Origin of the sequence: Pseudoalteromonas sp. Isolate6 (assembly GCF_022398435.1) — a bacterium.
In the GTDB taxonomy this organism is placed as follows: Bacteria; Pseudomonadota; Gammaproteobacteria; order Enterobacterales; family Alteromonadaceae; genus Pseudoalteromonas; species Pseudoalteromonas galatheae.
This window is the reverse complement of the sequence record NZ_JAKEVK010000175.1, coordinates 1-10,499: the sequence shown is the minus strand read 5'-3', so window position 1 is coordinate 10,499 and position 10,499 is coordinate 1. Positions and strand designations below refer to the sequence as shown.

At 42.3% G+C, this 10,499-nt stretch carries 13 protein-coding genes; all 13 read left to right on the top strand.

All coding sequences use genetic code 11. From position 1 onward, the window contains the following. The first annotated feature begins 28 nt into the window (after window positions 1–28). The 13 genes from L1D50_RS18100 to L1D50_RS18040 all read left to right on the top strand — a co-directional run bounded on the left by L1D50_RS18100 (window position 29) and on the right by L1D50_RS18040 (window position 10,443). Window positions 29–940: a LysR family transcriptional regulator gene (locus L1D50_RS18100; RefSeq protein WP_239966539.1), complete on the top strand. Its 912-nt coding sequence runs from the start codon at window positions 29–31 to the stop codon at window positions 938–940. Then, window positions 909–1,226, top strand: a complete 318-nt coding sequence (locus L1D50_RS18095) for an MGMT family protein (protein WP_138522925.1) — start codon at window positions 909–911, stop codon at window positions 1,224–1,226. The genes L1D50_RS18100 and L1D50_RS18095 overlap by 32 nt, the downstream gene beginning before the upstream one ends. An 80-nt stretch (window positions 1,227–1,306) precedes the next feature. Then, window positions 1,307–1,879, top strand: coding sequence for an LON peptidase substrate-binding domain-containing protein (locus L1D50_RS18090; protein WP_239966538.1), 573 nt, complete (start codon window positions 1,307–1,309; stop codon window positions 1,877–1,879). A gap of 60 nt (window positions 1,880–1,939) precedes the next feature. Then, window positions 1,940–2,560 (top strand): sigma-70 family RNA polymerase sigma factor, encoded by a 621-nt coding sequence (locus L1D50_RS18085; RefSeq protein ID WP_010377183.1) that lies wholly within the window; start codon window positions 1,940–1,942, stop codon window positions 2,558–2,560. Then, window positions 2,557–3,207, top strand: coding sequence for a ChrR family anti-sigma-E factor (locus tag L1D50_RS18080; RefSeq protein ID WP_138522928.1), 651 nt, complete (start codon window positions 2,557–2,559; stop codon window positions 3,205–3,207). Before L1D50_RS18085 ends, L1D50_RS18080 begins: the two co-directional genes overlap by 4 nt. Before the next feature lie 15 nt (window positions 3,208–3,222). Continuing rightward, complete coding sequence (locus L1D50_RS18075) at window positions 3,223–4,182, top strand: DUF523 and DUF1722 domain-containing protein (protein WP_138522929.1); 960 nt, start codon at window positions 3,223–3,225, stop codon at window positions 4,180–4,182. 2 nt (window positions 4,183–4,184) lie between these two features. Beyond that, window positions 4,185–5,564, top strand: a complete 1,380-nt coding sequence (phrB, locus tag L1D50_RS18070; protein WP_239966537.1) for a deoxyribodipyrimidine photo-lyase — start codon at window positions 4,185–4,187, stop codon at window positions 5,562–5,564. 6 nt (window positions 5,565–5,570) lie between these two features. Continuing rightward, on the top strand, window positions 5,571–5,996 hold the full coding sequence (locus tag L1D50_RS18065) for a nuclear transport factor 2 family protein (protein WP_138522930.1): 426 nt from the start codon (window positions 5,571–5,573) through the stop codon (window positions 5,994–5,996). After that, the gene (locus L1D50_RS18060; RefSeq protein WP_128726573.1) at window positions 5,993–6,709 is read left to right on the top strand and encodes an SDR family NAD(P)-dependent oxidoreductase; all 717 of its coding nucleotides are present in this window, start codon (window positions 5,993–5,995) and stop codon (window positions 6,707–6,709) included. The genes L1D50_RS18065 and L1D50_RS18060 overlap by 4 nt, the downstream gene beginning before the upstream one ends. After that, the gene (locus L1D50_RS18055; RefSeq protein ID WP_128726572.1) at window positions 6,702–7,955 is read left to right on the top strand and encodes an FAD-dependent oxidoreductase; all 1,254 of its coding nucleotides are present in this window, start codon (window positions 6,702–6,704) and stop codon (window positions 7,953–7,955) included. Before L1D50_RS18060 ends, L1D50_RS18055 begins: the two co-directional genes overlap by 8 nt. Then, a complete protein-coding gene (locus tag L1D50_RS18050; protein ID WP_128726571.1) occupies window positions 7,952–8,683 on the top strand; it encodes a DUF1365 domain-containing protein in 732 nt (243 codons plus the stop codon). The genes L1D50_RS18055 and L1D50_RS18050 overlap by 4 nt, the downstream gene beginning before the upstream one ends. 1 nt (window position 8,684) lies before the next feature. Next, on the top strand, window positions 8,685–9,947 hold the full coding sequence (locus tag L1D50_RS18045; protein ID WP_138522932.1) for a cyclopropane-fatty-acyl-phospholipid synthase family protein: 1,263 nt from the start codon (window positions 8,685–8,687) through the stop codon (window positions 9,945–9,947). Further along, the gene (locus L1D50_RS18040) at window positions 9,919–10,443 is read left to right on the top strand and encodes a DUF2878 domain-containing protein (protein WP_138522933.1); all 525 of its coding nucleotides are present in this window, start codon (window positions 9,919–9,921) and stop codon (window positions 10,441–10,443) included. Before L1D50_RS18045 ends, L1D50_RS18040 begins: the two co-directional genes overlap by 29 nt. The last annotated feature ends 56 nt before the right edge of the window (window positions 10,444–10,499 follow it).

The following is a 10,499-nucleotide window of genomic DNA, read 5'->3' as shown; positions in this document are numbered from 1 at the left end:
ATCATTCTATACTGCATAAGATTTATTTATGAAGATTTCGGACTTAGCGGCGTTTTGCACCGTTGTTGAGGCATCTAGCCTTACCGAAGCAGCAAATAAGCTTCACAAGACGCAGCCTGCGGTCTCTCAATCAATTAAAAGATTAGAACAATCTTTGGGATTTGCCCTTTTTGAACGTGAGAAATATCGCAATGTGTTAACGGATCAGGGCCGTCGTTTTTACTTCGAAGCCGAAAAATTACTGAATCATCATAGAGATCTGTCATTACTCGCGACTGAATTTGCGGCGGGCAACGAGCCAAGATTTAACATCTGTTACGAACCACTCGTATATCAGAATCAAATTGATCAAGTTTTGGGCAATGCTTTTGTCAAATTCCCAGCAACGGAAATGAATATTTCTAGTGGTAAGCGTTTTTTCGCGCTAGAGCAGGTAACTCAAGGTTTAGCCAATTTAGGGATCGGCCCGTGGTTCGACTTATTTCACTCTACTGGGGATATAGAGTCTATGGCGATTGGCCGCGTAAAGCTAGGTTTAGTGTCGTTGACAGATTACATGCCGTCCGAACTTAGTTTTGCAGAACTTGCTCAGTACCCTTCTCTTGCAATGAAAGAGAGCAAGTTTAATTTTGATAGTGAACGCCTAGCATACCGCAACAGCAATAACGTCATGAAACTAGATGATACGCTGGCCATAAAGCGCTATTTGTTGCAGGGGATGGGCTATGCGTTGATTGGTCTAGACCTATGCCGAGAAGAGATCGAGTCCGGAATTTTACAGCGAGTTAGGGTAGTCGATAGAAATGATGAGTTTGAAGCTGAAATTCACGCGTTTCGGTTACATATTTCTCATCATGGACCCGTTGCGCGATATTTCTGGGACAAACTAAAAGAGTTAAATATTCAATATGAAAAGCAGCGAGCAGCAAGAATTAGCTGAAAAAATTTTTACCGTGATTGGCGGCATTCCATTTGGAAAAGTGGCTTCATATGGACAAGTCGCGAGATTGGCTGGCTTTCCTAAACATGCCAGAAAGGTAGGTCAATTGCTAAAGAATCTACCACACGGCTCAACGTTACCATGGTATAGAGTAGTAAATAGCCAGCGGCGTCTTTCATTTCCTCAAGATAGTATTAAATTTTTGGAGCAAAAGTCACGTTTACAAGCTGAGGGCGTTGTGTTTTCAAAGAATCACGTGATAGCTAAATGCTGTGTTTGGGAGTAATTATAATTTTGGCGTGAATTGATCCAGATAAATAGCGTAGTCGTAATTATCGTTAGTTTTTGAGTATTTGAACGGGAATTATGAAACTAGCTTTATTTCCATTGCCAATATTCTTGCTCCCAGGCGGGTTCACTCGGCTGCGGATTTTCGAGCTGCGCTACTTATATATGATAAAAGAGGCCGCTAAAACAGAGCAAGGGTTTGTGTTATGCCCATACGTAGACGACATGCCATATAATGTGCCTAGTGAAGGAGTGCACGTAAAAATTGTTGATTTCTCACAGGACGACGATGGTCAGTTGCTCATTGACGTTGAGGCTGTATCACGTGTCTCGATAAATGGTGTAGAAGTTGACTCGCAATCTCTACGTTACGGAAAGTGCGAGATCATTGACGGCCCGCCATGGCAATGTAGTGAAGCGGCGTATAATTTAATTGACGACTCGCTTGTCGATAAGCTTCACAGTGTTTTTACAGCAAATCCTGTTCTTGATGATTTATATCGTGAGAAACACTTTACACAACCGCTATGGGTTGTTTATCGGTGGCTAGAAATCTTACCTATCTCTATGTCTCAAAAACTGAAAATAAAACAGGCACAAACATTTGAACAGGTGGCAGATTTCTTACATACTGTTTTAGATGAAAAATAGTGATCTGTTCCAACTTGACCTACGTATCAAGGCTTATAATTATAAATTGGAAGGTGAGCTATGTTAGGCCAACAGCAATCTACAGATTGCAACGTTCAGTCAGGAACTCGCAAAGCAGTGCAAGAAACTCCATCTCAAGCGTTATCAGACGCCTTGGTTAAGGTTGCAGAAAAACGAGATCGCAAAGCCTTTGCATTCTTGTTCGAGTACTTTGCGCCAAAAATTAGGCGCTTTGGCGTAAAACAATTTGGTAACGACGCCCAAGCGATGGAGCTCGTGCAAGACACGATGACGTCAGTGTGGCGTAAAGCCCATCTATATCATCATGATAAAGGTGCAGCCACAACGTGGATCTATACCGTAATGCGTAACGCGTCATTCGATGCTTTGCGTAAGATGAAAAGTAATAAAGAAGAACACATAAGCGAAGATATATGGCCGATAATTCAAGACTCTCAGGCTGACGATGACGGTTTTCAAGATCACTTGCAAACCGCGCAAATCCAAAAATATATTAATAAGTTGCCGCCAGCACAACGAGACATAGTAAAAGGCGTGTATTTTCAAGAAATGTCTCAAGAGCAATTGGCTGAGCATCTTAATATACCTGTAGGGACAGTGAAATCACGTTTACGTCTCGCTTTACAAAAACTTCGCGCAGAAATGGGAGATCAAGCATGATTAAGCATCACCCGAATGACTCATTATTAAGCCAATTTGTTGAAGGCAATTTGCCCGCAAGCATCAGTGTTGCAATTGCAGCTCATGTCGAAATGTGTCCTTGTTGCCGGAAAAAAACTCAACAACTTGAAGCGCAAGAAGCGAGTATTCAGCTTGGAGGAAAAAGCGACTCTACATTAAGCTGCGATTTTGAAGCAATGATGCAAGCTATAACTGTGGATAATGAAATCGACGAAGTTAAAGAATATATTCAGCCAACATTTCACTATCAAGGTAGAGATGTTCAGTTACCTCGTGCTATTGCGAATATCGACCGCACCAAATTTTCAGGTGTAGGCAAAATCGCCCGCTCTCGGTTATTGTTAGAAGACGGGGACCTGCGTTCAAGCCTTCTCCAAATTGGCGCTGAGGGTGACATCCCTGAGCATACCCATACAGGCTTTGAGATTACCTTGCTACTTGACGGCGATTTTGCGGATGAAGCGGGGGAATATGTACCGGGCGACTTTATTTGGCAAGATGGTAAACACAACCATTCTCCGCGGACGAAAGATGGGTGCTTGTGCTTTACTGTAGTGAGTAGTGCACTACACTTTAACAAAGGCTTAAGCAAATTGTTAAACCCAATTGGTAAGTTAATTTATTAAAGGAATAGTTGCGAAATGAAGTTTTCATCACCAATAAAAATTGGTATTAGCGCTTGTTTGGCCGGAGACAAAGTTCGCTTTGACTCTGGTCATAAGCGTTCAAACTTTTGTATGGATGAGTTCGCTGAACATGTCGAATACACGCGCTTTTGCCCAGAAGTCGCGATAGGCATGCCAATTCCACGACCAACCATCAGGCAGATCCGTGTCGGGGACATTATTAAAGTTAGCCGTCCCGATGGTAAAGAAGACGTAGCACCAAAGCTCAAAGAATTTGGTGAAAAGGTTGCGACGTCTCAAACACAAAGCCTTTCCGGGTTTATATTTTGCGCTAAAAGCCCAAGCTGCGGAATGGAGCGTGTCAAGGTATATAACGAGGCTGGAACAGGAAATACATCCGAAGGGATTGGTATTTTTGCTGAGCAGATCATGAAACACAATCCGCTTTTACCCTGTGAGGAAAATGGCAGGCTTAACGACATGCACCTCAGAGAAAACTTCGTGATGCGGGTTTTCGTCTATAAAAGTTGGCAGGAATTGACCCAATCTGAAAGTATTGGCTTACATGAATTAACGAATTTTCATGCTAAACATAAGTATCTGCTGATGAGCCATAACTACCAAGCTTACAAAGACTTAGGCCGTTTACTTGGCGATGGCAAGCAATTTGATAGAGAGGTACTGAAACAGAAGTATATAAGCGGTTTAATGTCTGCTCTCAGCAAGCCCGCCAATCGTAAAAACCAAGCAAACACGCTAACGCATCTGCAGGGGTACTTCAAGAACGAGCTTTCAAGCATCGAAAAGCAGGAAATGTGTGGTGCAATAGAGCAGTATCGCAAAGGTATCGTACCTCTGTATGTGCCGTTGACCTTGCTCAAACATCACCTTACTGTGCACCCCAAAGAATATCTGCAAAGCCAAGTGTACTTTGACCCATACCCCAATGAACTGCGCTTAAGATTCGGAATTTAATAATGAAAACAGCTTTTTGGTTTCGCCGTGATCTCAGGGTTTACGGCAACGAGGCTTTGATTGAAGCCGTGAATGAGGGCGCACGTGATGCGCTTTTTTTTTATTGCAAATCTCAGTGGCAATCACACAGGGTTGCAAGTATTCAGCTCGACCTACTTGAGCGCAGGCTGCTTGAACTTGGCAATCAGCTTAGCGAATTTGGCATTACTTTACATATAATTGAAGCCACTACTTTTGCTGAGCTACCGGAGCAGCTACAAACGGTTTGTGACGATAACGGCATTGATTGCTTGTATGCAAATAAAGAGTACGAAGTAAATGAAGTGGCGCGCGACGAAGCGTGTGCAACTGTGATTACGTTGAAGTTATTCGACGGTGATCTCGTTGCCAAACCTGGCTCTGTGCTTACAGGGTCTGGTGAGATGTTCAAGGTGTTTACTCCATTTAAAAAAGCATGGTTAAAACTTTTCGTGGGGCAGCAATTTCACTTCCCTAGCTGGCCATTGGACAAACAACACGATGCAAATTTCAAAAAGCCGGCTTTCTTCCAGATAACCAATGAGTCAGAAAAATGGCCAGCCGATGATAATGCTATTGTGACGATAGTAAATCGCTTTATTAAGAACAAGCTAGCAGACTACCAAGATGACCGTGATTTTCCAGCAATCAAAGGAACCTCGGGACTTAGCCCCTATTTGGCATTAGGCATTATATCGCCCAAGCAGCTCATCGCGCAGATCCAACTTCACTACCCTGAAGTGCTTGAAAACCCAAGTAAGCCAGAGTTTTGTTGGGTAAACGAACTCATCTGGCGTGAGTTTTATCGTCATCTCATTGTCGCTTATCCGCGTTTATGCAAGGGCTTCAATTTCAATGATAAATACAACGCGATTAGATGGCGGGACGATAATCAGGCATTTGAGCTTTGGTGCAATGGTCAGACCGGCTACCCAATCGTCGATGCAGCAATGCGTCAGCTCAATAAAACCGGCTGGATGCACAATCGACTACGCATGATTGTTGCTAGTTTTTTAACTAAACATCTGCTCATCGATTGGCGTGAAGGCGAAGCCTATTTTATGTCTAAATTAATAGATGGTGACCTTGCCAGTAATAATGGTGGCTGGCAGTGGGCTGCCAGCACAGGTTGTGACGCACAGCCTTATTTTCGTATTTTTAATCCCATCACGCAGAGCGAAAAGTTTGATCCCGATGGTTCCTTTATCCGTACATATGTGCCTGAATTGAAAAATGTTCCAGCGAAGCATATACACTTTCCTCATGACTATCTAGCTGCATTTGGCGGAAAGGACGATTATGCAGAACCGCTGGTTGAACATAAAGAGGCAAGGGCGAGAGCACTTGACGCATTTAAGGTTTAAATAGGTATGGATCACAGAACGCAGCGATTCGTGGCAATTTATAATGAAATAGACAGGCACAGCCTTGGTAAATTGGCTTCAATCTACACCGAGGACATCAGCTTTGTAGACCCTTTTCATAAAATTCAAGGGCTTGACGCGCTAACAAGCTATTTTCAGGGGTTATATGAGAACGTCTCCGATATAGAATTTCTTGTTACCAACAGTTATGAAGTTGATGACATTAGCTTCATTTACTGGACTATGACATACCAACACCGCAAGCTAAATGGTGGCAAGGATATCAAAGTCGATGGTCATAGTCGTCTGAATTTTATCGGTGACAAAGTGTCGCAGCATCGGGATTATTTCGACAGTGCGCAAATGCTATATCGCCAAATTCCCCTGCTTGGGGGGGTTATTCGGCTTTTAGACAAAAGGATCACGGCATGAGTAATATTTTAATTACCGGCGCAACATCAGGTATAGGCAAAGGCCTTGCTGAATACTATGCGAAGCAGTCTCATCATGTAACTGTCTGTGGTCGCAATACGGAAGTTTTAAATGAATTAGAAAATACCGTAGGGACGAAGGGCAGGGCATTTGATCTAACAAATCGCGATGAGTTGGAGCACAACCTTGAAGACATTGACGGCTTGGATCTAGTGATCCTCAACGCAGGTGGTTGCGAGTATATTGATAATCCTAATCAATTCGACGGCCATTTGTTCGAACGAGTAATGAATATCAACGTCATCTCAATTGGACACTGCCTAGACGTATTACTCCCAAAAATGAAAGTTGGCGGGCAACTTTGTATCGTAAGTTCCAGTAGTGCCTTTTTACCTTTACCTCGTGCTGAAGCGTATGGCGCGTCAAAAGCGGCTGTGAGTTATTTAGCCCGCACTCTGACCGCGACATTAAAAAAAATAGACGTAACCTTAGTTCATCCGGGCTTTGTAGAAACGCCACTAACCGACAAAAACGATTTTCCGATGCCATTTATTGTAAGCGTCGATGACGCCGTTGACTACATCAGTAAAGGAATAGAGAAACGCAAAAAAGAAATACATTTTCCGAAAAGATTTACCCTATTTTTAAAATTTTTCAGGTTACTACCATTTTCGCTGTGGTTACCTCTCGCAAAAAGGATAGCTCGTGGCTAAGATTGCAATAATTGGAAGCGGTATTTCAGGTATGACTGCAGCATACCTTTTAAGTCGTCAACATGACGTAAAAGTGTTTGAAAAAAATGATTATATTGGCGGTCATACGGCAACTATTGATGTTGAACACCAAGGCGAAAAACTCGCGATTGATACTGGCTTTATCGTATTTAACGACAGAACCTATCCAAAATTTGAAAAACTACTGGCTGAGATCGGTATTAGTCGTCAAGAAACTGAAATGAGCTTTAGCGTTCACAACAGTCAATCCAAATTTGAGTACAATGGCCACTCACTCCGCACATTATTTGCGCAAAAGCGTAACCTATTGAGACCAACTTTCTGGCGATTGCTAAAGGATATTGTACGTTTTAATGGTCTCTGTAAGTCACTGTATGAAAAAGACGATTATGAAGGTGTTGAAACGCTCGGCAAACTTCTAGAGAAGCACCACTTTAATGAATTTTTTAAATTGCATTACATCTTGCCTATGGGTGCCGCGATTTGGTCAACTAGTATCAAAGAAATGCTCGACTTTGAAGCTAAGTTCTTTGTCCAGTTTTTCTTCAACCATGGGCTCTTGGACATCACCAATCGCCCTCAATGGTATGTTATCCCAGGTGGTTCCAGGGAATACATTCAACCATTGGTGGCAGAATTTAAAGACAATATTGTGCTTAATGCTGACATCGAAACAGTGGTTCGTGATGAGGCTGGTGTGACCATCATCTTCAAAGATGGTAGTAATGAGTACTTCGATAAAGTCGTCTTTGCGTGTCATAGCGATCAGGCTTTAGCATTACTAAATACCCCATCGAGTGATGAACAAGCGATACTTGGTGCCATCCCTTATACTGCAAACTCTGTAGTGCTACACACTGACACTCGGTTATTGCCAAAACGTCCGCTGGCGTGGGCCAGTTGGAACTATTTATTAAACGAAGCGACGGACAGAGCCGCTGTTGTCACCTATCAAATGAACATACTGCAAGGGTTTGACGCTAAACATCAATACTGCGTCACGTTAAATCATGATGAAGGGATAGCTGAAGACAAAGTGATCCGCCGTTTTGTTTATCATCATCCGGTTTTCAATACCACCAGCATTGCGGCTCAAAAACGTAAAGCTGATATTGATGGTAAACACCATAGTTATTTTTGTGGTGCATACTGGTTCAACGGTTTTCATGAAGATGGTGTGAGAAGTGCAGTAGATGTGGCTGAGCAATTGGGTATCTCATTTTGAATAGTGCAATACTGGTGGGCAAAGTCAGGCATCGGCGGTTTGCCCATGCCAATCACGTATTTTCCTATCCCATGTATATGATGTGGCTAGATTTAAGTGAAATTGACGCACTCAATAGCGTTTCACCAAAGTTTGGTACATCTGGTTTAAAACTGCTTAAGTTTAACCAAGCTGACTATATTATCACAGAAGGGGAAAGCTTAGTTGAGCGCGCACGTGCCAAGTCAAATGCACTAGGAAAGCCCGTTTCTTCACAAATAAAAGTATATTTAATGGCGCAAATACGCTGTTTAGGCTTTTATTTCAGTCCAGTTAATTTCTACTTTTTTGAAGACGAAAAGGGCTCTGGTTTTAGTCATATGCTTGCCGAGGTAAGTAACACGCCTTGGAATGAGCGTCATTTTTATTTAGTTGAATTAAATAAAGATGTGAACTTTAAAAAAGAATTTCACGTATCACCTTTTATGAATTTGGATATGCACTACCATTGGAAAGTGAAGCCACCTGGTAGCAAGACACTAATTCATATTGAAAATAGAAAAGGTGACGAGTTGCTATTTGATGCCACGATGACGCTCAAAAAGCAGGAACTCAATGAAGCAAATATTAATCAATTGCTCAAGCGGTTTCCTGCAATGACATGGAGCATAGCTAAAGGTATTTATTGGCAAGCGTTGAAGTTGTTCTTAAAAAAAGTGCCTTTTGTTGGGCATCCCGGAAGAGTATAAGATGGAAAATACCACGATAATATCCTCATCAATTTCGCTTTCTACGTTTGATAGATTGTATAAAAAACTCGTCTTTGGCGCGTTGAATACTTTAGAAACCGGAAAAGTGGTACTTGTCGAAGGCGACCAAAAATACTGTTTTGGTGACCCAGAAACAAGCCTAAGCGTTGATATTCATGTTCATTCAGCTCAAATGTATAAGCTATTTGCACTTGGCGGCAGTGTTGGAGCGGGGGAATCTTACATTCTTGGTCACTGGAGTTGTTCAGATTTAACCAAACTGATTGAGATCTTCGTCCTAAACCAAGCTCAGCTGGATGCCTTTGAAAATAAGTTTGCATTTTTCTCCGGCATTGTGAATAAGATAAAGCATCTTAAAAACAAAAACTCAAAACAAGGATCAAAGCGTAACATTGTCGCCCACTACGACCTTGGTAACGACCTATATGAATCGTTTTTAAGTGAAGAAATGCTTTATTCTAGTGCAGTGTATCCCTCAAAGGAGGCATCGCTTGAAGAAGCGCAGCAACATAAGTTAGCAGCAATCTGTGAGCGGTTGGATCTTCAGTCAACTGACAAAGTTGTTGAAATTGGCACAGGGTGGGGGGCATTTGCGGTTTATGCTGCGAAAAACTACGGCTGCCATATAACCACGACAACTATTTCAGAAGAGCAGCATGCGTACGTAAAAGCATTGGTTGAAAAAGAAGGGTTGCAGCAGCATATCACGTTACTAAAAAAAGATTATCGCGAATTGGATGGCCAGTACGACAAGCTGGTATCAATTGAAATGATTGAAGCAGTTGGACACGCGTATTTATCGGGCTTTTTTGCTAAATGTAACGACTTATTAAAGCCGACAGGCGCAATGCTTATTCAAGCTATTACTATAGCTTGTCAACGTTATCAGCACTACCTTAAGCAATCGGATTTCATTCAGCAGTACATTTTTCCCGGCGGTTGTCTTCCTTCCGTGAGTGAAATGAGCAAACAAATCGTAAATTCCACAGATATGGTTGTCCATGAACTCCATGATATCGGTCTGCACTACGCCAGAACGCTATACGATTGGCGTGTTCGGTTTGAAAAAGCATGGCCTTCACTTGATGGTAAACGTTTCGATGAGCGCTTTTATCGCCTTTGGCAATTTTATTTATGCTACTGCGAAGGGGCGTTTAAACAAAGAGCAACCAGTGCAGTACATTTAGTCGCCAGAAAACCAAGATATCAGTCACATGTCTGTACTCAAACATTGGATTACTAACGCGCTACTCTTCCAAAGTATTTGGTTTGCTGCATTATTTTTTCGAGCAGACGCACTTTGGTTGATGTTGGTTGGCTGTCTCGTTATGCTCGCAGGGCATCAAAATAAACGTCTCAACTTGGTGCTTGCGCTCGTAGGCCCTGCCATAGGAGTGGGCATTGAACTGATTGCGGTCAAAACCCAGCTTATCAATTATCAAGGTAGTGAATTAGTTCCGCTTTGGCTTTGGGTTTTGTGGATTGCATTGGTACTGACAATAAATAATGCACTTTCCAAACTATTAGCTCTCAAGGCGCCGATATTATTAGTGATATTTTTGGTTTGCGCGCCACCAAGCTATCTTGGAGCAGCTAACTTTGGCGTCATTTCTATATCAATGCCTTGGTACGTTTTTTGGCCAGTTTTTGGCGCGCTGTGGAGTGTGGGATTCTACTTGATAGTGAGTTTTAATCGCATTTTATGGGGTACAAAGCTTGCGCAGTTGCCAGCAAATTGATAGCGTTTGATTACAAACCCACAGGATCCGAGGCGAAACGCAATAAAATAATAAAT

Bases quoted from the DNA above. Each gene is read 5' to 3' on its own strand.
- L1D50_RS18100 (WP_239966539.1), top strand. From the start codon at position 29: ATGAAGATTTCGGACTTAGCGGCGTTTTGCACCGTTGTTGAGGCATCT.
- L1D50_RS18045 (WP_138522932.1), top strand. From the start codon at position 8,685: ATGGAAAATACCACGATAATATCCTCATCAATTTCGCTTTCTACGTTT.
- L1D50_RS18085 (WP_010377183.1), top strand. From the start codon at position 1,940: ATGTTAGGCCAACAGCAATCTACAGATTGCAACGTTCAGTCAGGAACT.
- L1D50_RS18095 (WP_138522925.1), top strand. From the start codon at position 909: ATGAAAAGCAGCGAGCAGCAAGAATTAGCTGAAAAAATTTTTACCGTG.
- L1D50_RS18075 (WP_138522929.1), top strand. From the start codon at position 3,223: ATGAAGTTTTCATCACCAATAAAAATTGGTATTAGCGCTTGTTTGGCC.
- L1D50_RS18065 (WP_138522930.1), top strand. From the start codon at position 5,571: ATGGATCACAGAACGCAGCGATTCGTGGCAATTTATAATGAAATAGAC.
- L1D50_RS18040 (WP_138522933.1), top strand. From the start codon at position 9,919: ATGTCTGTACTCAAACATTGGATTACTAACGCGCTACTCTTCCAAAGT.
- L1D50_RS18060 (WP_128726573.1), top strand. From the start codon at position 5,993: ATGAGTAATATTTTAATTACCGGCGCAACATCAGGTATAGGCAAAGGC.
- L1D50_RS18080 (WP_138522928.1), top strand. From the start codon at position 2,557: ATGATTAAGCATCACCCGAATGACTCATTATTAAGCCAATTTGTTGAA.
- phrB (WP_239966537.1), top strand. From the start codon at position 4,185: ATGAAAACAGCTTTTTGGTTTCGCCGTGATCTCAGGGTTTACGGCAAC.
- L1D50_RS18090 (WP_239966538.1), top strand. From the start codon at position 1,307: ATGAAACTAGCTTTATTTCCATTGCCAATATTCTTGCTCCCAGGCGGG.